The sequence below is a fragment of the Nocardia spumae genome, assembly GCF_020733635.1.
Classification (GTDB): Bacteria; Actinomycetota; Actinomycetes; order Mycobacteriales; family Mycobacteriaceae; genus Nocardia; species Nocardia spumae.
Map to the genome: position 1 here is coordinate 148208 of NZ_JAJFZL010000001.1, position 26360 is coordinate 174567.

A 26360-nucleotide genomic window follows, 5' to 3' on the forward strand; every position below is an offset into this window, starting at 1 on the left:
CGGCCCTCGAATAATCACAGCGCCTCGTCGACGCCACTGCAGAACTCTCTCATTACCCACGAGCGGCCTCCATGATCGCCTCGTCGACATCCCGGCCGGCCTTCTCAGCCTCGGAGATAGCCAGCAATACCTTCTTGTAGTCGCGAGGCATAACCTTCACGAAGTGGTTCACCTGCTGCGACCAATCGCTGAGGATGCGTTCGGCGACCGCCGAACCCGTCGCATCGCGATGGCTTGCGACCACGTCGCGCAGCCAGGTGAAGTCCTCGCCCTCGAGCTGCTCGATATCGACCAGCTCGGTATTGAGGTTGGCTTCGAACGTGCCGTTCGGGTTGTAGAGGTAGGCGATACCGCCCGACATACCGGCGCCGAAGTTGCGACCGGTCTCACCGAGGATGACCACCCGGCCACCGGTCATGTACTCACAGCCGTGGTCACCCACGCCCTCGACCACCGCGGTGGCACCGGAGTTGCGCACGCAGAACCGCTCGCCGACCACACCGCGGATGAAAGCCTCACCGCTGGTGGCGCCGAACAGGATCACGTTGCCCGCGATGATGTTCTCCTCGGCGACGAACGACTCCGGCGCGTTGAGCGACGGGCGCACCACCAGGTGGCCGCCCGAAAGGCCCTTACCCACATAGTCGTTGGCATCACCGAAGACACGCAGCGTGATACCGGCGGGGACGAAGGCGCCGAAGCTGTTGCCCGCCGAACCGGTGAAGGTGATGTCGATGGTGTCGTCGGGCAGGCCGGCGCCACCGTAGAGCTTGGTCACCTCGTGGCCGAGCATGGTGCCGACCGTGCGGTTCACGTTGGTGATCTTGGTCTCGAACTTGACCGGCTTACCGCGCTCGAGGGCATCGGCGGACTGGGCGATGAGCTGATTGTCCAGCGCCTTGTCCAGGCCGTGGTCCTGGGTCGTGGTGCAGCGGCGGTCCTGGAACATGAAGGCCGTCTCGACATCGTCGAGGATCGGCGACAGGTCCAGCTTGGCCGCCTTCCAGTGCTCCTTGGCCTTGGTGGTGTCGAGCAGGTCGACCCGGCCGATGGCCTCGTCGAGCGAGCGCAGACCCAGCGAAGCCAGCAGCTCCCGCACCTCCTCGGCGATGAACATGAAGAAGTTCTCGACGAATTCGGGCTTGCCGTTGAAGCGCTGGCGCAGCACCGGGTTCTGGGTGGCGACGCCGACCGGGCAGGTGTCGAGGTGGCAGACGCGCATCATGACGCAGCCGGAGACCACCAGCGGAGCGGTCGCGAAACCGTACTCCTCGGCACCGAGCAAGGCGCCGATCAGCACGTCGCGGCCGGTCTTCATCTGGCCGTCGACCTGCACCACGATGCGGTCACGCAGACCGTTGAGCAGCAGGGTCTGCTGGGTCTCGGCCAGGCCGAGCTCCCAGGGGCCACCCGCGTGCTTGAGCGAGGTCAGCGGCGAGGCACCGGTACCACCGTCGTGACCGGAGATCAGCACGACATCGGCGTGGGCCTTGGAGACACCCGCGGCCACGGTGCCGACGCCCGGCTCCGCGACAAGTTTCACGTGAATCCGAGCCTGCGGATTCGCGTTCTTCAGGTCGTGGATCAGCTGCGCCAGATCCTCGATCGAGTAGATGTCATGATGCGGTGGCGGCGAGATCAGGCCGACACCCGGCGTCGAGTGCCGCACCTCGGCGACCCACGGGTACACCTTGTGCGCGGGCAGCTGGCCGCCCTCACCCGGCTTGGCGCCCTGGGCCATCTTGATCTGGATATCGGTGCAGTTGGTCAGGTAGTGCGCGGTCACGCCGAAGCGGCCCGAGGCCACCTGCTTGATCGCACTGCGCCGCCAGTCGCCGTTCTCCTCCGGCTCGAAGCGGGTCACCGACTCGCCGCCCTCACCGGAGTTGGAGCGGCCGCCGAGACGGTTCATCGCGATGGCGAGGGTTTCGTGCGCCTCGGCCGAGATGGAGCCGTAGCTCATCGCGCCGGTCGAGAACCGCTTGACGATCTCGCTGGCCGGCTCGACCTCGTCGATCGGAATCGCGTGCCGATTCTCGGTCTTGAACTTGAACAGGCCGCGCAGCGAGGCCAGCCGCTCGGACTGGTCGTCGACCAGCTTCGTGTACTCCTTGAAGATCGAGTACTGACCCGAGCGGGTCGCGTGCTGCAGCTTGAACACCGTGTCCGGGTTGAACAGGTGGTACTCGCCCTCGCGGCGCCACTGGTACTCGCCGCCGATCTCGAGCTCGCGATGTGCGCGCTCGTTGCGGTTCTCCAGGTAGGCGACCCGATGTCGGGCGGCGACCTCAGCGGCGATCTCGTCGAGGCCGATACCGTCCAGCGGCGAGTTCAGCCCGGTGAAGTACTGATCGCAGAGCTCCTGCGACAGGCCGATGACCTGGAACAGCTGGGCGCCGCGGTAGGAGGCGACCGTGGAGATGCCCATCTTGGACATCACCTTCAGCACACCCTTACCGGCGGCCTTGTTGTAGTTCTTCACCGCGGCGGCGAAATCGGCGGCCTTGTCGCCGGTGCTGCCCGGCATCTCCAGGGCACCTCGGTCGAGCATGTCCTCGATGGACTCGAAGGCCATGTACGGATTGATCGCGGCAGCGCCGAAGCCGACCAGCATGGCCATGTGGTGCACCTCGCGGGCGTCACCGGCCTCGATGACCAGGCCGACCTTGGTGCGGGTCCGCTCGCGCACCAGATGGTGGTGCACCGACGCGGTGAGCAGCAGCGACGGGATCGGCGCCAGCTTCTCGTTGGATTCGCGATCGGACAGCACGATGATCCGCGCGCCACCGTCGATCGCGGCCGACACCTGGGCGTTGATGGCCTCGAGCGCCTTGCGCAGGCCCTTGCCGCCCTTCTTCACCGGGTAGAGGCCGCGGACGACCACCGACCGCAGCTCGGGCCGCGAACCGTCGTCGTTGATGTGGACGAGCTTGGCCAGCTCGTCGTTGTCGAGAATCGGCTGGGTCAGCGTGATGTGACGACAGGACTCCGGACCCGGATGCAGCAGATCGGCCTCGGGACCGATGGTGCTGCGCAGGCTGGTGACGATCTCCTCGCGGATGGCATCCAGCGGCGGGTTGGTGACCTGCGCGAACTGCTGGGCGAAGTAGTCGAACAGCAGCCGTGGCCGCGCGGACAGCACGGCGATCGGGGTGTCGGTGCCCATCGAGCCCAGTGCTTCGCCACCGGTCTTGGCCATCGGCGAGATCAGCAGGTTCAGTTCCTCGATGGAGTATCCGAAGATCTGCTGGCGGATCAGCACCCGGTCGTGCGACATGTGCTCGTGCGGGCGATCGGGCAGATCGGCGATCTTGATGATGCCCTCGTCGAGCCATTCCTGATACGGATGCTCGGCGGCCAGCTGCGACTTGACCTCGTCGTCGCTGATGATGCGGCCCTGCGAGGTGTCGACCAGGAACATGCGGCCGGGCTGCAGGCGGACCTTGCGGACCACCTTCGACGGCTCGATGTCGAGCACGCCGACCTCGGAGGCCATGACGACCAAGCCGTCCTCGGTGACCCAGACGCGCGAGGGGCGCAGACCGTTGCGGTCCAGCACCGCGCCGACGACCGTGCCGTCGGTGAAGCACACCGATGCCGGGCCGTCCCACGGCTCCATCAGCATCGAGTGGTAGCGGTAGAAGGCGCGCTGCGCCGGATCCATCGACTCGTGTCGCTCCCAGGCCTCCGGGATCATCATCAGCACGGCGTGCGGCAGGCTCCGGCCACCGAGGTGCAGCAGTTCGAGCACCTCGTCGAAACGGGCGGTGTCCGAGGCGCCGGGGGTGCAGACCGGGAAGATCTTCTCCAACCGGTTGTTGCCCTCGTTGTCGGTACCGAAGATCTCGGAGTTCAGCAGCGCCTCACGGGCGCGCATCCAGTTCTCGTTGCCGGTGACGGTGTTGATCTCACCGTTGTGGGCCACGCGACGGAACGGATGGGCCAGCGGCCAGGACGGGAAGGTGTTGGTCGAGAAGCGCGAGTGCACGATGCCCAGCGCCGACTCCACCCGATCGTCCTGCAGATCGAGGTAGAACGCCCGCAGCTGCGGGGTGGTGAACATGCCCTTGTAGACGAAGGTCTGGCTGGACAGGCTCGGGAAGTAGACGGTCTCGCGGCCGACCGCGCCCTCGCCGGCGCCCTGCTTGCCGAGCTCGTGCTCGACCCGCTTGCGCACGACGTAGGCACGCCGCTCCAGATCCATTCCGGTGAGCTGCTCGCCCGAATCGGCGGCCGAGGCGATGAACAACTGCCGGAACGTCGGCATCGCGTCGCGCGAGAGCGCGCCGAGCGAGGACTCGTCGATCGGAACCTCGCGCCAGCCGAGGACCGACAGGCCCTCTTCCTTGACGATCTTCTCGACGCGGTAGCAAGCGCGGGCGGCCTCACGGCGGGCCTGCGGCAGGAATGCGATACCGGTGGCGTAGGAGCCTTCCGGCGGCAACTCGAAGGAGGCCCCGGCTTCGGACAATGCAGCCCGGAAGAACGTGTCCGGAAGCTGGATCAAGATGCCCGCACCGTCACCGGAGTTGGGCTCCGCACCCGCAGCACCACGGTGCTCCAGGTTCAGCAGTGCCGTAATAGCCTTGTCGACGATGTCGCGGCTACGGCGGCCATGCATATCGACGACGAACGCGACACCGCAGGAGTCGTGTTCGTTCGCCGGGTCGTAGAGCCCGGTGTTTCCAGGTGACCTGTGGCCAGGAAGTTGCGTCATGCCTCTGCCTTCAAGAAATAGGCGCCTTCAATGAAGAGGCCTCCGAGTTCGGTGCCTTCGTCGAAACGCCTCCGCCTAGACTGCGTCCGGACGTTGTGGCGACCAGCGGCGCTGATGGTCATCCCGTGCAGTCGAACTCTCCAGTTGTCCACCCGCTTCGGTTTCGTAGTCGGGTGCTCGGCGGTAGCCGAACTCGAGGAGTTCGCTACCCACCGCGCCGTGCTCGCCCGTTAGGCTGGTGCTTGCGGCTCGTGGCCGAGTCCGGGCGATGAGTCGGACATTTCGCGTCCGACACCTAGAGCAAACGATAAGTCAGGACCGGTGCCCAACCAACTTAGGTTGTGCTAAATACTCCGTCTACCTGGGCATCTTCATCGGTCCTCCACTACCTGCGCGTTCTCCAGTGTAAAGCAGGCAGCGCCGATCGCTGAGTCGCGTTCGCCACTGCCGCCGATAGCACCTGAACATCGGCCACGAGCTGGGAGCCAAGTCCTGCGTAACGCTCTCACCTGCGTCGGAACAGATTTCCCAGGATGACCCGATGGCAAACCGGGTTGTAAGACGGCTAACTCTCCGGACACCCGGAGGAGACATTCCGGATACGGAGCGACAAGCCACGCCAATGTGCGGACCGTACGGCATCGTTTCCGATTGTGGAGTTCAGCACATTCTCGGCAAACCAAACTCCGGTGCGACTGTGGTTTATTTCACATGCGTTGCGGGACAAAGCGTTACGGTCGCCCGCACGAGCGCGGCGGAATGCAGCGCATCCGCCCGACCCGAGGTCAGCACCGGAAAGACGGCCGCCGCGAGCCGTTGCGCACAGTCCGGCCCGGTCAATACGGCTCGTTGGGCGGCCAGCTGGGCCAGGATCTCCCCGTTCACCTCGTCGATGACCGGCCGGACCGCGGCCAGATCGGATGATCCCGGGACGGGCGCCGCGGCCGGATCGAAGCGCCAGCGGGTGAGCAGGCCGTACTGCACGGTCTTGTTGGCCTCGATCTGACCGGCGAAGACCTGCCGCACCCAATCCTGCGGCAGACCCGATCGGACCCCGGCCGCGGCCATCGCGTCGTAGACCTGCGCTTCGCGTACCGGATCGTCCACGACCGGGGGCTGCCCGGCGCGCTGCGACGTCTCCCATTTGGCGGCGGCCACCGCGTCAGCGGTGTTCAGCCGCCGCAGCACCTGCTCGACCAGCGGACTCAGCTCGGAGACCTGCGCGCCGCGAGACGGCGCCGGCACGGGAGCGGCCGCGACGACCGGCGACGTGGGTTCGGCGGTCATGGGCAGGACCGATCCACAGGCCGCCAGGAGCAGTGCGACCGCCGCGGTGCGCAGCGACGGGCGACGGGCGCGGCTACTTCCGGTCGCCGTGTCGTTCCCGCCATCAGCCGTTCCCCCGACCTCCGTCGAATGGATATCCGAATCCGGACGCACGTTCAGCCCTCCTGCCACAGATCCACCATCGCACCGAAGACCACGGCATCCCTACTTACGCGTAGGAACCCGCCGCCGCCGGCGACTGTGAGGCTTACCACATCGATGCCGCCGCACTCGGTGGATACCCGGTCGGCCTGTCACTCTGAACCTGATCGCGCGTGGCCGGGGCGCTCGGCAGGTGGCACTGCCATCTGCGCGAACTCCCCCCACCACCCGCCCGGACCACGATGCAGCGACCGTTTCGCCTGGTGCGAGAACGACTGGGACCCAGAGGATGTGAAATCCGTTGACCGCTCCCCATGTCCCCGGACCGCCCACCGCCCCGTCCTCCGGCACGGTGGTGACGCCGAAATCCGCCACCGCCCTACTGACCTGGCTGGGTGGCGCCGAAGCCGGAGACGGTGACCGGCACGAGCGATCGGCCTACGCCGTCACCGGCGCGGTCGTCGTGCTGTTCGCGGTGGCCTCCGGAGTCGTGGTCGCACTGGCCGGGGCATCCGCCCACTGGCCGGCCGCGGTCGTCGCCGTCACCGCGATACTCGCGGCCCTGCTGGTCGGCGCGGTATCGCGAGCCCTGGCGATGGCGCCGCTGTCCGGACGGACGGATGGTCGCGGCCGGGTCGAACGCATGGGGCGGATCGCGGTCGCGGTACTCACCGGCGTGGTCGTCGCCGAGCTGGCGACCACCGTGATACTCGGCGGATCGGTCGACCGGACACTCGACGACCGGGCCCGCCGGGACGCCGACGCGGCGGCGACAGTGGTCACCGCCCGCAACGAACTCGACCGGGCCACCGCCGAACGCGGCGCCCTCGCGCAGACCATCACCCAGGCGCAGACCGATATGGACCAGGCACTGGTCATCGCCCGCTGCGAGTTCAACCCGACCCCGCAGTGCCCGCAGACCAAGATCACGGGTGTGCCGGGACGCGGGCCGGAATCGCAGACGGCCAACTCCATGCTCGAGGACGCCCGCGGCCGTCTCAACAACGCACAGGGCCGGGTCCAGCCGCTGGACGAACAGATCGCCGCCCGGCAGACCGCCCTGGATCAGACCCGGGCCGCCGCATTCCACACCGGTGATCGCGGACTGGGCGCGCGCTGGCTGGCGATGAACGACTACACCACCGGACACGCGGGCGCAATGCTGTTGCGCCTGCTGGTCATCGTCATCGCGGTGATGACGGCGCTGCTGCCGCTGCTGCTGCGCACCTGGCGCGGCGAATCCTCGTTCGATCGGGCCGTCGCCGCCCGCGCCGAAACCGATCGCGCGGCACGGGCCGCCGACACCGCCGTCGCGGTCAAGCGGGCACAGATCCACGCCGAAACCGAAAATCTGCGCGCCGAACAGGAATTGGCGTCCGCGCAGCTGGCCCGGCACGCCGATACGGTCATCGATCGCGAGCACCAGCGCACCCGGGTGATCGCGGCCATCGGCAATCTGGAGATCGGCATCACCGAACCGCAGCGCCGGGCGGTGGCCGAATTCGAAGCGCTGGCCGCACTTCCCGCCGCACAGTCCGCCGACCGCACCCATCCCACTCAGGAGGCGACCGTGACCGCACCGCGGAATCTGCCCGCACCTCTCCCGTCGACCGCGCTCGCCGCGAACGATCCGGCCGGACTTCCCGCCCCGGCGGACGGCCCGAAAAAGGGCGGTGGACTGGAACTTCCGGTGATCGGCACGGTGCCGTTCACCGATACCGCGGCGCGCTGGATCCGGCCGCTGGTCCCCGGCTTCGTCACCAGCGCCCTGGATCAGGCCATCGATACGGCCACCTCACCACTGCGCACGGTCCGTCAGGTGTTCGAAGAGGCCGAGGAGATCACCTTCACCCTCAAGCGCACCCGCAAGGTCACGGTGAACTCCGAGGATTCGCACGATCCGTCGGTATCGATGGTCCCGGGCCAGGCGCCGGCGCCCGCGGTGAGCCAGTACTCCCAGCTCGCCCATCCGCAGGATCCGCGATACGCGGCGCTGCCCCAGCATCCCGGCGCGGGTCACCCCGGACTCGCCGCCGCCGATCGGTACGGCGCACTGCCCGCGCACGAGGCGACCGAGCTCGGCTACCGCGCCCCGCGCGAACTCCCACCCGGTTCCGGCCGCCGATAGCGGCGGTGACGGTGGCCGTTCGATACCCGTCGTGCGGCCGCCTCGCTGGATAGACTCGGCCCGTGTTTCCAGCCGTAGCCGATCGGACGAGGCGGGCGTCCGCCGCCGAGGTGCTTCCCGCACCCGGTCCGGTCGCGCTGCCCACAGCCGGCAGCGGCGAGGGTGAACGGATTCCGATCCGGCCGCTGGCCTGGCGGGAACTGGCCGATCTGCCCTTCGCGGTGCTCCAACACCGGATTCGTACGGTGGCTGGGCCGGCGGGCGGCGGGTTCGTCGTCGCGCTCGGCATCGTCCTCGGCGTCACGGCGCTGGTCACCGCCCTGACCGACGGATCGAGCACCGGAAATGCCTGGGCGGCAGTTCTTTCCACAGCCTGCTGTGCATGGGCGCTGCGATTGTGGATAGTCGCGGTCACGGTCCCGATCGGCCTGGCGGTGGTGTACCGGCAGCCGATCACCGCGCGTACCGCCGTCGCCCGGCTGCCCGCGGTCGCGGCACCGCTGCTGGCTGATCGGCTGATCTCCACCCTCATCGGTTTCGGCATCCTGGCACTGGGCGCACCGCTGGTGGTCACCCTCATCCCGGCGACGATCTGGCTGGGCCGGGTCCGTGGCCGGCGCTGGTCGGTGGCGCCGATCCTGTTCGCCGAATCCGTGCCGTACTCCACCGCCGTGGCACGGTCGAAGCTGCTCGCCGCGGGGCGGGTCATGCCGCTGGCCGGACTGTGGATCTATCTGCGCGCGGTACTGCTGGTACTGGCCGTTCCGGTCGGCGGGCTGCTGGGGTACCTCTCCGATATCTCCGGCACCCATCGCTGGGCGGTGGTCACACTGCTGTCCGGTGCGGCACTGCTCATCTCGGCCTTCGCCGCGGCCGTGGACGCCGCCACCGGGGTCGTGGTCCATCTCGACCGGCGCTGCGGGCGTGAGGGCGCGGATATCCGGATACCTGCCGGGCAGGCCGTGCGGTGACCGGCGAACAGCTCCCACCGCCACCCGACCCGGCGGCCGGCCGGCCCGCGGCTCCGCCGCCACCCGTGCTGGGCCCGGCCGCCCAGCACCGGGCCGCGGCCGAATCCGCCGCCGGGCACCACGATTTCGACACCGCGCTGCGGGAGCGTTTTCGCGCGGTGGTCCGAGGGCTGGAACAAGGAGGCGTACTCGAGGTCGAACGTTCCCGCACCGCACGCGAGACCGCCCGGGCCGCCTCGCGCGCACTGCCCGGCACCACCGACGAATTCGACGGCGCCACCCGTAGTTTCGAGGAGATCGTGTACGGCGGCCGGGCCGCGAGCCCGGACGAATACCAGCGGCTCAGCGCGGCCGACCGCTACTCCCTCGCACCGCCGCCACCACCGGATCCCGTCGATCAGGCGGACTCGCCGCCGCGTGCGCCCCGGCGACCGCGGCTGCCGCCGCTGCCACAGTTGCTGCGCGACAAGCGCTTCTGGGCAGTGGTCCTCGGCGTCGTGGTGATCGCGTTGATCGTCTACCTGCTGTTGCGGCTGTCCGCCGCACCGACGGCGCCGCCCCAGCCGACGCATCAGCCGCCGCCCCCGCCCGACCGCGAGGACATCCCGCCGCCGGAACTCGGCGCGGGCGACGATTCGATCTTCGAGCGTTTACCGCCGTGGCTGGCCTTCGGTGGACTGCAAGCGCTGATCTTCGCGGCGATCGTGGTGTGGTGGCGCGGCCGCCGCCGCGGCACCGTGGTGGGCGAACCACGCCCGGTCCAGGTGGCGGCCGGTGAACTGCTGGCCGGTCAGGCCGCCCTCTACCGCCGGTCGAAGGATCGCGAGCACGTCGCGGCGAAACTACGCGCGGCCACGCTGCGGCGGATCCGCGGTCGGCTGGAGCTGCGCACCGATGCCGCCCCCGAGCAGGTGAGCGCGGTGATCGGAGCCCGGATCGGCATCGACCCCCACCGGATCGCCACCGCGTTCCACGGCCCGGTTCCCGATGACATGACACTGGAATACGTTGCCGCACAACTGGACTGGATCGAATCGGAAATCGGATGACGGAGAGCGGATGACAACGGCGCAGACCAACCACACCCCCACCGCCGACACGGCGCTGCGGGCGCTCGGTGATGTGCGGGTCGAGATCGGCAAGGCGGTCGTCGGTAACGACCACGCGGTGATGTTCCTGGTGCTCGCCCTGCTCTGCCGTGGTCACGTGCTGTTGGAAGGCGTTCCGGGCGTGGCGAAAACGCTGCTGGTGCGGGCCCTCGCCGAAGCGCTGGACCTCGAGCACACCCGGGTGCAGTTCACCCCGGATCTGATGCCCGGCGATGTGACCGGTTCGCAGATCTACGATCCGCACACCACCGAATTCACCTTCCGCCGCGGACCGGTCTTCACCAATCTGCTGCTCGCCGACGAAATCAATCGCACCCCGCCCAAGACCCAGTCGGCACTGTTGGAATCCATGGAGGAGCGCCAGGTTTCGGTGGCCGGGGTGCCGCAGCCACTGCCCGACCCGTTCGTGGTGATCGCGACCCAGAATCCGATCGAACAGGAGGGCACCTATCCGCTGCCCGAGGCGCAGCTGGACCGGTTCCTGTTCAAGGTCGATATCCAGCTGCCCGGACGGGACGACGAATTCCGCATCCTGCAACGCCATGCCGCCGGATTCGATCCGCGCGATCTCGGCGCCGCGGGGGTGCGGGCGGTGGCCGGAGCAGCCCATATCGCCGCTGCCCGGGCCGCGATCGCGCAGGTGAACATCAATCCGGAGGTGCTGGCCTACATCGTGGATCTGTGCCGGGCGACCCGCACGTCACCCGCCGTACAGCACGGCGCCTCCCCGCGCGGCGCCACCGCGGTACTGGCGGCGGCGCGGGCCCTGGCATGGCTCAACGGCCGGGCGTTCGTCACCCCCGACGATGTGAAAGCCGTGGCGGTGCCGGCGCTGCGGCATCGGCTGCAATTGCGTCCGGAGGCCGAGCTGGACGGTGTGACAGGTGAAGCTGTGATGGCGTCGTTGCTGGCCTCGGTCCCGGTCCCGGTGTAGAGCGATGATCGTCACCGGTCGGCTCGCCCTCGGCGCGGCCGTGGCCGCCGTATTGGTGGCCGTCGCACTGCCGTCGTGGATCGGCGTCGTGGTGTGCACGGGGGTGCTCGTCGTGCTCGTCGTCATCGATGTCCTCGCGTGCGGCACCGATGATCTCGAGTTGAGCCGGGTACCGCTTACCACCGTCCGGGTCGGGCGCACCGCGACCGTCGAGCTGGTGGTGTTCAATCGCGGCGCCCGGCCGGTGCGCGCGCTGCTGTGGGACGACTGGCCGCCCAGTGCGCACGCCCCGGCGCTCACCCACCGGCTGCGACTGCCGGCCAACACCAGGACCACAGTGCGCACCACGGTCTGTCCCACTCGTCGCGGTGATCGGGTCGCCGGGCCGGTGACGGTCCGGCTGCTGGGTCCGCTCGGACTGGCCGGACGCCAGTTCCAGCGAGTGGTTCCGGCCGGAGTCCGTGCCCTGCCGCCGTTCCGTTCGGAGCGAATTCTGGCGGCGAAGGTCAAACGACTTCAGCACCTCGACGGCCGTTCGGTGGCGAATATCCGCGGCCCGGGTTCGGAATTCGATTCGTTCCGCGAATACGTGGCCGGTGACGACGTCCGCTCGATCGACTGGCGGGCTACCGCTCGGGCCACCGATGTGCTGGTGCGCACCTGGCGACCCGAACGCAATCGGCACGTGGTGATACTGATGGATACCGGACGCATCAGTGCCGCCCGGCTCGGTGCGCAGACCAGGCTGGATATCGGCATCGAGGCCGCGCTCCTGCTGGCCGGGCTCGCGGCCGCCGCCGGTGACACCGTCGACCTGCTGGCATTCGATCGGGAGATTCGCGCCGAGGTGCGCGGGGTCCGCGGAAAAGCCTTGCAGCCCACTGTGATGCACGCCCTGTCCGGCATCGTGCCCGCGCTGACGGATACCGATACCGCGGCGATGGTGCGGACGGCGCTGCGGCATACCCGGCGCCGCAGTCTGGTGGTGTGGTTCACCAGCCTGGACGGTGCGATGGTCGAGGAGAATCTGCTGCCGGTGCTACCCGTGCTGAGTAAACGGCATCGGGTGCTGCTGGTGTCGGTCACCGATCCGGAGATCGCGGCGACGGCGACGCGCCGCGACAGTTCCGCCGAGGTCTACGCCGCCGCGGCCGCTGAACATCTGCTCACCGAACGCGCGATCGTCCGGGAAACGTTGCAGCGCCTGGGGATCGATGTGGTGGCCGCTGCCCCCGACCGGCTGCCTGAGGCACTGGCCGACGAATATCTGGAACTCAAGCGATCGGGTGCGCTGTAGCCCGCACGGCGGGCATCGGCCAGAACGGCAGCCGCGGCGGCGGCAGCGTCCGGCGTTGCCGCTCCCCGATCACCGCGCCCAGAATCTGCAACGGTGGGTAACCGGCCGGCGGTGCGACCCGCAGCTGCTCACACACCGCGATCACCAGTGCCGCACCGAGATTCGCCTGCACCTCGGGGGTCAGTCCGGCGTAGCGGGTCAGGTACTGCCGCACCGGCAGTGCCAGCTCCTCGGTAAGGCCCGACAGATCGAGTCGCGCGACCCAGTCGACCAACCACGGCGGCGCGACGGCCAGAGCGGGCATCGGGATCGGCGCGCGATCGGACACCACGACGGTGCCGGCGAGGATATCGCCGACCCGGCGGGCGCGTGGCGAGCACAGTGAGGTGACGACGGCGACCAGACCGAACCCACCGAGATTCCAGAAGTCGACCAGGGCCGCGGCGAGGCCTCGGGTGAGCGCGTGCCGGAAGTCGACGGGACCGCCGTCGCTGCGCACCACCCGCAGACCCAGCGCCATCTTCCCCACCGTCCGGCCCCGCAGCAGGGTTTCGCTGACGATCGGATAGCCGGCCAGCACGATCACCATGACGACCAGGGCGGAGGTTTGCAGCCATGCCTCGTCGGGGTCGAATTGGAAGAGCACCAGGAAGACCACCAGCAGCAGCATCAGGCCGAGCACGAGCTGCAGCAGCAGATCGATCGCGAACGCGGCGGCCCGGGTCGGGATCCGCGCGATCGGCAATTGCAGGGAGACGGCCTCCCCGGTGGTGAACTCCGCCATGATCGTTCCAGTATCCCGAATCGGCCGCCCACGAACTAGCCTTCGGTGGCGGAGGTCCCGCGGCGGTAGGAGGAGGATCCGATGGACGTCGACGCCTATTCGTTCGCGCAGCGGCGTCATTGGGACCGGCTCGATTATCTGACCGCTCGGCGGCGCCTCACCGGCGCCGAGGTGGACGAGTTCGTGGCACTGTATCGCCGCAGCTCACAACAGCTGGCGCGGCTGCAGTCGCATTCGCCCGACCCGGAGCTGATCAACGGCTTGAGTGCGGTCCTGGCCCGAGCCCGCGGCCGTCTGCTGGGCGCCCGCAGCGATACCTGGTCCCAGATCGGCTACTTCTTCACCCATCGGTTCCCGGCCGCGGTCTATCGGGCCTGGCTCTGGTGGGCCGGTGTGGCGGGCGCGTTCCTGGTGGTGGCGACGAGTATCGGCATCTGGGTGTCCGGATCCGCCACGGCCCGAAAGACATTGGGAATACCGGCGAACGCGGAGTCGCTGACCGCCCCGGGTGGCCGCTTCGAGTCCTACTACTCCGAACATCCGCACGATGCCTTCGCCGCGCAGGTGTGGACCAACAACGCGTGGGTGTCGGCCATCGCGCTGTTCACCGGAATCCTGATTCTCCCGGCCGCCTACCTGCTGTTCATGAATGCCCTGAACGTCGGGGTCTCGGCCGGTCTGATGGCCGATGCCGGGCGGCTCGAGTCCTTCTTCGGATTCCTGCTGCCGCACGGCATGCTGGAGCTCACCGCGGTTTTCGTGGCCGGAGGCGCCGGGCTGAAACTCGGCTGGACACTGATCGATCCGGGTCGCGCGCCGCGAGCCGAGGCGCTCGCCCGGCAGGGCCGGGCGACGGCGGCGATCGCACTGGGACTCGTGGGGGTGCTGCTCGTTTCGGGCCTGATCGAGGGCTTCATCACCCCGAGCGGCTGGCCCGCACCGGTGCGGATCGGTATCGGGCTGGTTGCCGAACTCGGATTTCTGGCCTATGTCTTCGGCCCCGGACGGCGGGCCGCGCAGGAACAGGCGGCCTGGCGGTCGGCAGCGGCCGAGGGCGAGCGCATATTCGGCTAACTTCGCGCGGAATACGCTCGAGCCGAGAAAATCCCTTGAGAGGAACGGGGGATGCGGACGATGATCGAGTCCTGATTTGAGATCCACTGGCCGCAGCGAGTCCAGCTCAGCTGCGGCCAGCGTTACCGTCGACTCTACACAATCGTTATCCCTACGCAACCTCCTGCACACTCCGTCTGCCTGGCCGTAACCGAGCCGAAACCCGCAGCCGGGTGACACTTCCGGAGACCACTCGCAAATACCTGGCGGCTGGTCGGAAATACCTGGCGGACTCGGACCGCAACACCCGGGTTGCTGGGATATTTCCTGCTAATTCGACCGTTACCGGCCCCCCGAGATCGCTGACCTCGGCCGTTTCCCGGCATGTCGCCCAATGCTCACCCGAATGTCATCACCGCAGGTAGAGAGCTCGAGTGACACTTCGGTATCGGTCGACGTCCACGGGTGGACCAGAAAAACAAACTCAAAGTCGGTTATAGCTGCGAAATTCGATCCAGAAGTTAGGGACTCACGGGAATATCACGTATCCACTTCTACTGAAAAGTCGGAATATTTCGGCAGCGAACCCGAATAACAATGTTTCGACCCCGGATATCCGAGTCGCATCGCACTCCGGCGCACTTCAGGAATGCGGCGAAGATCACACCGACCCGCGCGTCTCCCCCGCCACCTGCCCGATTACGCCCGTCGAGACCGCAATACTGTGACCATGACCGCCGAACAGCAAGCAGACCCGGTCGTCACGCAAACCGCGGAACGGTTCGAAATCAGCGTGGACGATCGGCTCGCCGGATTCACCGAATACCTCGACCGCGACCGGCAGCGGATCTTCTACCACACCGAAATCGACTCCGACTTCGCCGGACGCGGCCTCGCCGGAGCCCTGGTCTCGCAGGCGCTGGCGCGAACCCGGGAGGCCGGGCTGCACATCGTGCCGATCTGTCCCTTCGTCGCCGGATTCCTCCAGAAGCACGAGGAATTCGCCGACATCACCGATCCGGTGACCCAGGACGCGGTCGACTACGTGCGGACCCAGCGGGGCTGACGGCGTCGGCGACGACCATTCCGGTCATGACCTGGGTCACATCATCGGCGGTAGAGTTAGGGCATTTCCGTTCGGCACCAAGGAGTCCGACGGAACGGCTCCCGCCCACGGCGAAGGGAGACAGCATGACCGCACCACAGAAGCGTTCCCTCCTCGCTCGCGTCTCGCCGACCCAGTGGGTGGCGCTGGTTCTGATCGTGCTGGCGATCATCTTCGTCGCCGAGAACCGCGGCCGGGTGTCGATCGAATTCCTGCTGATCGACATCACCTCACCGATGTGGCTGGTATTGCTGGCGACCTTCGTCGTCGGCTGGATCGCCGGTGTACTGACGGTTCGCCGTCGCAATCGCCGCTGAGCAGCCGCCGCCATAGGCCGACACCGCGTCGGCCCGCGCCACGGGCGGGTCTCGCTCGACACGGGGCGATCGCCCGAATCGGCATCTCTCCCAGTGGATATCAGTACCGCTTCCGGTCCACCGCGTACGCACTGTTCCCCACCGACGACAAGAGCCGCAGATCGGATTCGATCTGCGGCTCTTCATCTGTGGGCGAAGGGGGACTTGAACCCCCACGTCCCGAAGGACACTGGCACCTGAAGCCAGCGCGTCTGCCATTCCGCCACTCGCCCGAGCGACTGGAAGACAGTAGCACGCGGTCGGGACACATATGAAATCGCCTGGTCAAGACAATTTCTGTGCGAATTTTCCGACGCGCGGGAACCGCGGAGGACGGTCGTGAGTTACAGGTGTGGAGGATCGTGGATATCATGCAATGACCGTGTCCGTTCGACGACACGCCCTATTGGCATGTCGTGTCGCGGGATCGTGACTACCGGACGGCACACACCGATCAGCTGACGTAGACATACAGCGCAGGAATTACGAGGGCGGGCATCGAAGGGAGGCCGGAATGGGCATCGTCTCGCGTTTCGAACGACGCTTGCAGGGTGCTGTCGGCGATGCCTTCGCCCGGGTCTTCGGTGGCAGTGTCGTTCCCCAGGAGGTGGAAGCGGCGCTGCAGCGCGAGGCCTCGGATCGATTGGCCGAACTCGACGGCGGACATCTGCTCGCCCCGAATGTCTACGTGATCACCGTCAACCCCACGGACCTGCAGGAACTCGATGCAGACCATGAGTTGACCACACGCGCGTTCGCCAGACATTTACAGGACTACATCCGCGAACAAGGGTGGCAGACCTACGGTGAAGTGCACGTCGAATTCGAGACATCCCCTACGCTGCACACCGGGCAGTTCAGGACGCACGGCCGGGTGGACCCGGATGCGGGTCGCCGGAACCCACCGGCTCCGCACCGCCCGCCCGATAGACCTGGACGACCCCCACAACGACCCGCACACCCGCAACCAGGAGCTGGCCCCATGACGCAGAACTCAGGCTACGACCCCAGCCGAGAGCCCGCGGAGTCCGATCCACGCAATCGCGGGTACGCACCCCCGCCGGGGGGCCGCCCTGCGCCGCAATATCAGGACGACTACGGCCGGGGCGGTCAGTACCCCGGTGCCGGTGAGTACGCCGCTCCGGAACAGGGCGGGTACGGCGGCGACTACCAGAACGGCTACGACTACCAGCAGGGTGGTGCGGGCTACCAGCAGCAGGGTGGTGCGGCCTACGGTCAGCAGGCCTACGAACAGGGCAGCTACGACCAAGGTAGTTACGACCAGGGTTACGGCCAGCAGGCCTACGCCGACCAGGGCTACGGCCAGCAGCAGTCCTACGAACAGGGCGGCTACGAACAGGGCGGCTACGACCAGGGTTACGGGCAGCAGGGCTACGCCGACCAGGGCTACGGGCAACAGCAGGGTTATCCGGAGCAGAACTACGGCCAGCAGCAAGGCTACGGCCAAGCGCCGGGATACGACCAGGGCTACCCGGCCCAGGCCCCGGGCGGGTACGGCCAGCAGGGCTACGCCGACCAGGGTTACGCCGATCCGGGATACGCCGACCAGGGCGGTTACGCACCCGAGGAGCAGGCCTACGGTCAGCAGCAGGCTTATGGCCAGCAGCCCGGCTACGGCGCCGCCCCACAGCCGCCGCGCAGCGGGTCCGGATACTCCGCGACGCTGCACCTCGACGACGGCAGCGGCCGCACGTACGCGTTGCGCGAAGGCAGCAACATCATCGGGCGTGGCCAGGACGCCCATTTCCGGCTTCCCGACACCGGGGTGTCCCGCCGGCACATCGAAGTTCGCTGGGACGGCCAGGTCGCGATGCTCTCGGACCTCGGTTCCACCAACGGGACGCTGGTCAACGGCTCGCCCGTCCAGGATTGGCAGCTCGCCGACGGGGATGTCATCCGCGCCGGGCATTCCGAGATCCTGATCCGAATCGTCTGATCCCGTAAGCTGCCGGTGCAGGTCACGATATGGCGCGAAATCCCTCGCCCCTGTCGTGATCGCAACCGGTCATCGGCCCTATTATGCTGCCAACATTCGCTCGGCAGCCGGGCTGTGCTGACCAGCACGCCGGTTGGGGGACGAAACGCTACTACGGGACCGGTCGAACAGGAGGTGGAGCGCCGTGCAGGGACTGATCCTGCAGTTGACCCGTGCGGGGTTCCTCTTGTTGTTGTGGCTGTTCGTGTGGGCGGTGCTTCGGACCTTGCGCAGCGACATCTACGCGGCATCAGGCATCCGGATCCAGCCCCGCCCCCCCCGTGGTTCGGCGGTACTGCCATCCTTCAGCCGTGGCCAGAAGGGCGCCAAGTATCTAGTGGTGACTCAAGGTTCACTCGCCGGCACTCGAATCACGCTCGGCACCCAACCGGTGCTCATCGGCCGGGCAGACGATTCCACGCTGGTTTTGACCGACGACTACGCCTCGACCCGGCATGCGCGCTTATCGCCGCGCGGCGAGGACTGGTACGTCGAAGACTTAGGTTCGACCAACGGGACCTACCTCGACAGAGGCAAGGTCACGACCCCCGTCCGAGTTCCGCTGGGCACACCTGTCCGTGTCGGTAAGACTGTGATCGAGCTGCGATCGTGACTCAAGTTCTCCGCTACGCAGCGCGTAGCGACCGTGGTCTCGTCCGGGCGAACAACGAGGATTCCGTCTACGCCGGCGCACGTCTGCTGGCTCTCGCGGACGGTATGGGTGGGCACGCCGCCGGTGAGGTGGCCTCGCAGTTGATGATCGCCGCGCTGGCGCATCTCGACGACGACGAACCGGGCGACGATCTACTCGGCAAACTCGATCGGGCGATCCGCGAAGGCAACGCGGCGATCGCCGACCAGGTCGAGGAGGAGCCCGAACTCGACGGTATGGGCACCACGCTCACCACCATCCTGTTCGCGGGGAAGAAACTCGGCTTGGCCCACATCGGTGATTCCCGGGCGTATCTACTCCGAAACGGCGAACTCGCCCAGATCACCCGCGACGACACCTTCGTCCAGTCGCTCGTCGACGAGGGTCGAATCACGCCGGAACAGGCCCACACTCATCCGCAGCGGTCGCTGATCATGCGCGCGCTCACCGGTAACGAGATCGAGCCCACCCTCGTCGTCCGGGAAGCGCACGCCGGTGACCGCTATCTGCTGTGCTCCGACGGGCTCTCGGATGTCGTCAGTGACGAGACCATCGCCAACACCATGCGTGAGGGCAACACCGACGAGGCCGCGGACCGGCTCATCGAATTGGCCTTGCGCAGTGGCGGTCCCGACAATGTCACAGTCGTCGTCGCCGATGTGATCGATCTCGACTACGGCCAGAGCCACCCCATCGTGGCCGGCGCCGCCTCCGGTGAGGACGAGGACACACCCCCGCCCAACACCGCCGCCGGCCGGGCCGCCGCCATGCGCCCGCCGCGGGCCGCACCCCGCCGGGCCACGGTCACCGCCGAACCGCCGACGCCGCGCAAGAGCCACAAGGGGCGCTGGATCGCGCTCGCCGTAGCACTGGTCGTGGCGGTGGTGGTCGGACTGGTCGTGGGCTACAAGATGATTCGCAGCAACTACTACGTCGGCGCCGACAACGGCAACGTGGTGATCATGCGCGGACTCCCGGGCTCGGTCCTCGGCTATTCGATTCAGGATGTGGACCAGCTGGTCTGCGTCGACAAGCGCAACAAGGTATCGCTCATCCGTCCGGGTGCCGGTACCCCCAGCGGCTGCCGGCAGCTGCAGGTGACCGATCTGCAGCAGACGGGCCGCGACAAGGTCAACAACGGGCTGCTGCCCCCGGGCGCATTCGACTCCACCCGTGGACAGGTCGAGAAGCTGGCCGCCACCGATCTGCTGCCGGTCTGCGCGAAGCCGGCCGCCCCGGTGACACCGCCGCCGGCCGAAGGCTCCGCCGGCTCCGGCACTCCGGCGCCCGGTAGCCCCGCGCCGCCGGCGCCCTCGAGTGCTCCCGCACCGGCCCCGACCAATGCCCCCGCCCACTCCGAGCAGCCCACGACTGCGGCACCGGCCCCTCAGACTCCGGGGGAGAACTGCAGGAAGGCGGACTGATGTCCGCACCGGCACCGCCGTCCGCTGGAGCGTTCCCCAGTCCGCCGGGCGGGTTCGCTCCCGCGCCGCCACCGTCGACCCGCCGCAACGTCGAACTGTTGCTGCTGGGTTTCGCGGTGGTCATCACCACGGTGGCGCTGGTGCTGGTAGAGGCCAGTCAGGATCAGGAAATCACCTGGGATCTGGCCAAATTGGGTTTCGCCTATCTGGCTTTGTTCGGTATCGCCCATCTGGCGGTGCGGCGGTTCGCGCCGTTCGCCGATCCGCTGCTGCTCCCGATCGCGGCATTGCTGAACGGGTTGGGGCTGGTGCTGATTCACCGGCTCGACCTGGCCGACGAGCAGACCGCGATCTACAACTCGTGGTCGATCCCCTCCCCCGACGCCAATCAACAGGTCCTGTGGACGGCGCTGGGGATCACACTGTTCATCGCGGTGCTGGTGCTGCTGCGCGATTACCGGACGCTGGCGCGCTACAGCTACACGCTGGGCCTGATCGGCCTGGTGGCGTTGATGATTCCCGCCCTGCTGCCGGGCAAGTTCTCGGAGACCAACGGCGCCAAGATCTGGATCCGGCTGCCGGGTTTCAGCGTGCAGCCGGGCGAATTCGCCAAGATCCTGCTGATCATCTTCTTCGCCTCCGTACTGGTGGCCAAGCGTGATCTGTTCACCGCGGCCGGCCGCCACGTCCTGGGGATGGAGCTGCCGCGCCCGCGCGACCTCGGCCCGATCCTGCTGGTCTGGGCCATCTGCCTGGTCGTACTGTTCTTCGAGAAGGATCTCGGCACCTCGCTGCTGGTCTTCGCGACCGTACTGGCGATGCTCTACATCGCGACCGAACGAGTGGGCTGGCTGATCGTCGGCGCCGGCCTGCTCGCGATCGGATTCGTGCTCGCCTACAACGCCTTCGGCCACGTGCGGGTCCGCGTCTCGACCTGGCTGCACCCGTTCGACGACTACAACAGCACCGGGTATCAGATCTCCCAGTCGCTGTTCGGCCTCGCGACCGGCGGCGTGGCCGGGACCGGACTGGGCAGCGGCCGGCCGTCCCAGGTGCCGTTCGCCAAGACGGATTTCATCGTCGCCACCATCGGCGAGGAGTTGGGACTGATCGGACTCGCCGCCGTGCTGATGCTGTTCACGGTCTTCGTGCTGCGCGGGCTTCGGACGGCGCTGGCGGTCCGTGACAGTTTCGGCAAACTGCTCGCGGCCGGATTGGCGTTCACCATCGCCGTTCAGGTATTCGTGGTCGTGGGCGGCGTCACCAAGCTGATTCCGCTCACCGGGCTCACCACCCCCTTCGTGTCCTACGGCGGCTCCTCGCTGCTGGCGAATTACGCCCTGCTGGCGTTGCTGGTCAAGATCTCCGACGCGGCCCGCGCGCCGGCACCGGCACGCCGCCGGGAAGCCGCGCCGATCGCCGAAGCGCAGACCGAGATGATCCGCCCGGAGAAGGGAGATCCGGCATGAACACCCCGCTCCGCCGGGTCGCGATGGCCGTCATGGTCATGATCGTCGCGCTGCTGCTGAACGCCACCTACGTCCAGGTCATCAAGGCCGACAACCTGCGCAACGACCCGCGCAACTCCCGAGTGCTGCTCGACGAGTACAGCCGCCAGCGCGGTCAGATCTCCGCCGAGGGCACGGTGCTGGCCACCTCGGTCGCCACCGACGATCGCTACAAGTATCTGCGCACCTATCCGACCGATCCGTCGGCCTACGCACCGGTGACCGGCTTCTATTCGATGCAGTACGGCAGCACCGGACTGGAACGATCCGAGGATTCGGTACTCAACGGATCCGACAGCGCGCTGTTCGGACGGCGCCTGATCGATATGATCTCCGGCCGAGATCCGCGCGGCGGCAATGTGGTGACCACGATCAATCCGGTGATGCAGAAAGTCGCCTACGATCAGCTCACGAGTAAGGGGTATACGGGTTCGGTGGTAGCCATCGAACCGAGCACCGGACGCATCCTGACGATGGTGTCCACGCCCAGCTACGACCCCAATCAGCTGTCCACCCACGACGGGGCCCGCGCCACCCAGGCCTGGGAATCGCTGAGCGCGGACCCCAGTCAGCCGATGTTGAATCGTGCGGTGTCGCAGACGTATCCGCCCGGTTCCACCTTCAAGGTCGTCGTCGCCGCGGCGGCGCTGTCGGCGGGGATCAAGCCGGACGACACCTTCACCGCCGCGCCGAACATCACCCTGCCGGGCACGAACACCACGCTGGAGAACTACAACGGCACCCCGTGCGGCGGCGGCGCGACCGCGACCATGCACGATGCGTTCCGGCTCTCGTGCAATACCGCCTTCGCCGAAATCGGCATGAAGGTCGGTGCGGCCAAGCTCAAGGATCTGGCCACCGCGTTCGGCATCGGCCCGCACTCGGGCATCCCGATTCCGGTCGCCGACAGCACGATCGGCTCGGTCACCGACAACGCCGCGCTGGCTCAGACCAGCATCGGCCAGCGAGATGTAGCTCTCACCCCACTCGACGATGCGGTCATCGCGGCTACCGTGGCCAATGGCGGGGTGCGGATGGAACCGCATCTGGTCGATCAGACCCAGGGTCCCGACCTGCGGGAGCTGTCCACCACCAAACCGGTTTCGGTCGGACAGGCGATCAGCGCGCCGGTGGCCAGCGACCTGACCGCACTGATGATCGACTCGGAGAAGGCCACGGCCGGCGGCACCCAGCCGCGCCCGTACCAGATCGCGTCGAAGACCGGCACCGCCGAACACGGCAACGACCCGCGCAATACGCCGCCGCACGCCTGGTACATCGCGTTCGCCCCGGCGCAGAACCCGAAGATCGCCATCGCGGTCATCGTCGAGAACGGTGGCGATCGCGCACTGGCCGCGACCGGCGGTTCGGTAGCGGCGCCGGTGGCGCGGTCGGTGCTCGATGCGGGATTGCAGGGGGGCTGACGACAATGAGTAAGCGAGGACCAGGACCCCAGGTGGATATGCAACAACGTCGCGCTCTGCGGACATACCGACGGGGGCGGCCATGCTGAACAACGGTGCTTTGATCGCGGACCGGTATCGGCTGCAACGACTGATCGCCACCGGCGGTATGGGCCAGGTGTGGGAAGCGCTGGACACCCGGCTGGATCGCCGGGTCGCGGTGAAGGTGCTCAAGGCCGAGTTCTCCGCGGACCCGACGTTCCGGCATCGGTTCAAGACCGAGGCCAAGACGACCGCCCAGCTCAACCATCCCGGTATCGCGGGGGTCTACGACTACGGCGAGACCTACGATCCGCAAGCCGGTGAGACCGCCTACCTGGTGATGGAACTGGTCCAGGGCGAACCGCTCAACGCGGTGCTGAACCGCCTCGGCCGGCTGTCGGTCGGCCAGGGGCTGGACATGCTCGAGCAGACCAGCCGCGCACTCGAGGTCGCCCATGCCGCCGGTGTGGTGCACCGCGATGTGAAGCCCGGCAATATCCTGGTCACTCCGACCGGGCAGGTGAAGATCACCGACTTCGGCATCGCCAAGGCGGTCGACGCGTCGCCGGTCACCAAGACCGGCATGGTGATGGGCACCGCTCAGTACATCGCGCCCGAACAGGCGACCGGTGAGGACGCCACCTCCGCCAGTGACGTGTACTCCCTCGGCGTCGTGGGCTACGAGGCGTTGGCCGGGCACCGGCCGTTCACCGGTGACGGCGCGTTGACCGTCGCGATGAAGCATGTGCGGGAGACCCCGCCGCCGATGCCCGCCGATCTGCCGCCGAATGTGCGCGAACTGATCGACATCACGATGGCCAAGGATCCGTCGCGTCGCTACGCCGGTGGCGGCGAGTTCGCCGATGCCGTGGCCGCGGTCCGAGCCGGCCGGCGTCCACCGCCACCGCGTGGCGGCGGAGCCACCACCACCGGTGCCGCGCGCATCCTGCCGCCGCCCGGTCCGACCGCGGTGATCCCGCGCGGCGACTACGACGGCGCCACTGTTCGCTATCCGGCCGCCGAACCGGCTCGGGTGGGTGCGCAGGCCGGTTCCACCGCGATGATGCCGAACCGCGGGGACGCGACGCCGCCCGAGGATCCGGAATCGTCGCGATTCACCACCAGTCAGAAGGTGATGGCCGGTCTCGGCGCCGGCGCGGTGCTACTGGGCGGACTCGCCGCCTGGGTGCTGCTGAGCGGCGAGGCGCCCGCTCCGACGGTCTCACCGAGCAAACCCACCACCTCGGTGGTGGCACCACCGCCGCCGACAACGGTGTGGACCACGACCGAGGAACCCACGACCACCACTGCGCCGGCGCCGCCGCCGGTGGTCACGACGACACCCGAACCGACCACCACCACGACTCAGCCGCCGACCACGACCACCACGCCGCCGGCCACGAGCACGACCACCCGGCAGCGACCGACTCGCACCACACGCCCGACATCGATCCCGTACTACCCCTCGCTCGACCTACCATTACCGGGGGTCGGCGGTGCGCACGAAGCCGACAGCAGCAGCAGAAGCCCTGACACCTCCTCGCAAGGACTGCCATGACGACCCCGAAGAATCTGTCTTCTCGCTACGAACTGGGCGAGATCATCGGATTCGGTGGTATGTCGGAGGTCCACAAGGCTCGTGACCTGCGGCTCGGTCGGGATGTGGCGATCAAGGTGCTGCGCGCCGACCTCGCCCGCGACCCGACGTTCTATCTGCGCTTCAAACGTGAGGCGCAGAATGCGGCGGCGCTGAACCATCCGGCGATCGTGGCGGTGTACGACACCGGCGAGGCCGAGGTGGACGGCGGCCCGCTGCCCTACATCGTCATGGAGTACGTCGACGGCGAGACCCTGCGCGATATCGTGCGTGGTAAGGGTCCGCTGCCGCCGCGCCGCGCGGAGGAAGTCATCGCCGACGTCTGCGCGGCGCTGGACTTCAGCCACAAGAACGGCATCGTGCACCGCGATATGAAGCCGGCCAACATCATGATCAACCGCCAGGGCGCGGTGAAGGTGATGGACTTCGGCATCGCGCGTGCGATCGCGGACAGCTCCAACCCGATGACCCAGACCGCGGCGGTGATCGGCACCGCGCAGTATCTGTCACCGGAGCAGGCGCGGGGCGAACAGGTCGACGCCCGCTCCGATGTGTACTCCGTCGGCTGCGTGCTGTACGAAATCCTCACCGGGCAACCGCCTTTCACCGGCGATTCCCCGGTGGCCGTCGCCTATCAGCATGTGCGCGAGGATCCGAAACTTCCCTCTCTGGTCCATCCGGGCGTACCGCGGGAACTGGATTCCGTGGTGCTCAAGGCGATGAGCAAGAATCAGGCCAACCGGTATCAGACCGCGGCCGAGATGCGCGCCGACCTGATCCGGGTGCTGGGCGGTCAGAAGCCGCACGCACCGATGGTGATGACCGAAGAGGATCGCACGACCTTCCTCGGCAGCATGGATCCGGAGCCGCGCAGCTATCGCACGGTCGAACGCAACGACGGCGACGACGAATCCGAACCCGACGGGCGCAATCCGCGCCGCATGTGGATCGGTATCGGTGCGGGTGCGCTGGTCGTGTTGCTGATAGCGCTGTTCTGGGTTCTGATCGGACCGGGTAGTCATCCCGATCAGGTCGCGATTCCGGATCTGTCGAACCAGCCGGCGCAGCAGGCACAGCACGATCTGGAGAAGCTGGGGTTCGACGTCGCGGTACAGCCGAAGCCGGACGGCAAGGTGGCGAGCGGGAATGTGGTCGCCACTCAGCCGCTCGGTGGTGCGCGCGTCGACAAGGGATCGACCGTCACCCTGCAGGTTTCGACCGGACCACAGCAGGTCCCGGTGCCGCAGCTGGCGAAACTCAGCCAGCAGCAGGCCGAGCAGAATCTGAATGCCGCCGGACTGATCCTGGATCCCCAGGTCCAGCGCGGGCCGTCGAGTCCCGAGGACAAGGACAAGGTGATCAGCCAGTCCCCCACCGCGGATACCAGGATCGACGCCGGAACGAAGGTGACGATCACCCTCGGTAAGGGTCCCGATCAGGTCCGGGTCCCGAATGTGGTGGGCCAGTCCATCGATATCGCCGAGCCGAATCTGGCCGACAGCGCCGGATTCAAGGTGGTCGTCCAGAAGGTCAGCTCCTCCCGGCCCGCCGGCGAGGTGCTGTCCACGGATCCGGCCGGCGGTTCCATGGCAGACAAGGGCTCGACCATCACGGTGCAGGTGTCCAGCGATCAGATCACGATGCCGTCCTTGACCGGACTGACCCCGTCGCAGGCGGTGGACAAGTTGCGTTCGGTGGGCTGGACCGGTGGCGTGGGCCAGATCAGCCAGAGCACCCAGGGCACGTTCGACGCGAGCAATGTCGGCCGCGTGATCGATCAGCAGCCCCGTCCGGGTGCCTCGGTCGGGCGCGATTCGACGATCACGATCGTCACCGGGGTGCTGGGTCCGCCGTGA

At 67.6% G+C, this 26360-nt stretch carries 18 protein-coding genes and 1 tRNA gene; 15 read left to right on the plus strand and 4 right to left on the minus strand.

All coding sequences use genetic code 11. The features are described from left to right. Positions 1–52: 52 nt before the first annotated feature. Positions 53–4717: a glutamate synthase large subunit gene (gltB, locus tag LKD76_RS00670; protein ID WP_227978963.1), complete on the minus strand. Its 4665-nt coding sequence runs from the start codon at positions 4715–4717 to the stop codon at positions 53–55. 702 nt (positions 4718–5419) lie between these two features. Then, entirely contained in the window at positions 5420–6175 is a 756-nt protein-coding gene (gene aroQ, locus LKD76_RS00675; RefSeq protein WP_227978964.1) for a gamma subclass chorismate mutase AroQ, read from the minus strand. A gap of 271 nt (positions 6176–6446) precedes the next feature. Between aroQ and LKD76_RS00680 the strand changes: the two genes are divergently transcribed. The 5 genes from LKD76_RS00680 to LKD76_RS00700 all read left to right on the plus strand — a co-directional run bounded on the left by LKD76_RS00680 (position 6447) and on the right by LKD76_RS00700 (position 12584). After that, entirely contained in the window at positions 6447–8273 is a 1827-nt protein-coding gene (locus LKD76_RS00680) for a DUF4407 domain-containing protein (RefSeq protein WP_227978965.1), read from the plus strand. Positions 8274–8335: 62 nt separating this feature from the next. Then, positions 8336–9244: a hypothetical protein gene (locus LKD76_RS00685; RefSeq protein ID WP_227978966.1), complete on the plus strand. Its 909-nt coding sequence runs from the start codon at positions 8336–8338 to the stop codon at positions 9242–9244. Next, positions 9241–10293, plus strand: coding sequence for a DUF4129 domain-containing protein (locus LKD76_RS00690; protein WP_227978967.1), 1053 nt, complete (start codon positions 9241–9243; stop codon positions 10291–10293). Before LKD76_RS00685 ends, LKD76_RS00690 begins: the two co-directional genes overlap by 4 nt. Before the next feature lie 10 nt (positions 10294–10303). Beyond that, entirely contained in the window at positions 10304–11287 is a 984-nt protein-coding gene (locus LKD76_RS00695; protein WP_227978968.1) for an AAA family ATPase, read from the plus strand. A 4-nt stretch (positions 11288–11291) separates the two neighbouring features. Next, positions 11292–12584 (plus strand): DUF58 domain-containing protein, encoded by a 1293-nt coding sequence (locus tag LKD76_RS00700; RefSeq protein WP_227978969.1) that lies wholly within the window; start codon positions 11292–11294, stop codon positions 12582–12584. On the opposite strand, the gene LKD76_RS00705 is transcribed toward LKD76_RS00700, so the two are convergent. Beyond that, positions 12562–13368 (minus strand): RDD family protein, encoded by an 807-nt coding sequence (locus LKD76_RS00705; protein WP_227978970.1) that lies wholly within the window; start codon positions 13366–13368, stop codon positions 12562–12564. The two genes, LKD76_RS00700 and LKD76_RS00705, sit on opposite strands and share 23 nt — an antisense overlap. Positions 13369–13449: 81 nt before the next feature. Between LKD76_RS00705 and LKD76_RS00710 the strand changes: the two genes are divergently transcribed. The 3 genes from LKD76_RS00710 (at position 13450) to LKD76_RS00720 (ending at position 15843) form a co-directional block, all read left to right on the plus strand. Next, complete coding sequence (locus LKD76_RS00710; RefSeq protein ID WP_227978971.1) at positions 13450–14442, plus strand: stage II sporulation protein M; 993 nt, start codon at positions 13450–13452, stop codon at positions 14440–14442. A 709-nt stretch (positions 14443–15151) separates the two neighbouring features. Next, entirely contained in the window at positions 15152–15487 is a 336-nt protein-coding gene (locus LKD76_RS00715) for a GNAT family N-acetyltransferase (protein WP_227978972.1), read from the plus strand. A 125-nt stretch (positions 15488–15612) separates the two neighbouring features. After that, a complete protein-coding gene (locus LKD76_RS00720) occupies positions 15613–15843 on the plus strand; it encodes a LapA family protein (RefSeq protein WP_227978973.1) in 231 nt (76 codons plus the stop codon). Positions 15844–16032: 189 nt separating this feature from the next. Here the strand turns inward: LKD76_RS00720 and LKD76_RS00725 are convergent. Then, positions 16033–16115: transfer RNA gene (locus LKD76_RS00725), tRNA-Leu, on the minus strand. Between the two features lie 281 nt (positions 16116–16396). On the opposite strand from LKD76_RS00725, the gene LKD76_RS00730 reads away from it, so the two are divergent. From LKD76_RS00730 to pknB, 7 genes are all read left to right on the plus strand, one after another. Further along, positions 16397–17839, plus strand: a complete 1443-nt coding sequence (locus LKD76_RS00730) for an FHA domain-containing protein (protein WP_227978974.1) — start codon at positions 16397–16399, stop codon at positions 17837–17839. A 184-nt stretch (positions 17840–18023) separates the two neighbouring features. Then, on the plus strand, positions 18024–18491 hold the full coding sequence (locus LKD76_RS00735; RefSeq protein ID WP_227978975.1) for an FHA domain-containing protein FhaB/FipA: 468 nt from the start codon (positions 18024–18026) through the stop codon (positions 18489–18491). Next, the gene (locus LKD76_RS00740; RefSeq protein WP_227978976.1) at positions 18488–19954 is read left to right on the plus strand and encodes a PP2C family protein-serine/threonine phosphatase; all 1467 of its coding nucleotides are present in this window, start codon (positions 18488–18490) and stop codon (positions 19952–19954) included. The genes LKD76_RS00735 and LKD76_RS00740 overlap by 4 nt, the downstream gene beginning before the upstream one ends. After that, positions 19954–21423 carry an FtsW/RodA/SpoVE family cell cycle protein gene (locus tag LKD76_RS00745; RefSeq protein WP_227978977.1) on the plus strand — a complete coding sequence of 490 codons (1470 nt, stop codon included), beginning with the start codon at positions 19954–19956 and terminating at the stop codon, positions 21421–21423. The genes LKD76_RS00740 and LKD76_RS00745 overlap by 1 nt, the downstream gene beginning before the upstream one ends. After that, positions 21420–22886: a peptidoglycan D,D-transpeptidase FtsI family protein gene (locus tag LKD76_RS00750; RefSeq protein ID WP_227978978.1), complete on the plus strand. Its 1467-nt coding sequence runs from the start codon at positions 21420–21422 to the stop codon at positions 22884–22886. The genes LKD76_RS00745 and LKD76_RS00750 overlap by 4 nt, the downstream gene beginning before the upstream one ends. 82 nt (positions 22887–22968) lie before the next feature. Continuing rightward, positions 22969–24465, plus strand: coding sequence for a protein kinase domain-containing protein (locus LKD76_RS00755; protein ID WP_227978979.1), 1497 nt, complete (start codon positions 22969–22971; stop codon positions 24463–24465). Beyond that, positions 24462–26360, plus strand: coding sequence for a Stk1 family PASTA domain-containing Ser/Thr kinase (gene pknB / locus LKD76_RS00760; protein WP_227978980.1), 1899 nt, complete (start codon positions 24462–24464; stop codon positions 26358–26360). The genes LKD76_RS00755 and pknB overlap by 4 nt, the downstream gene beginning before the upstream one ends.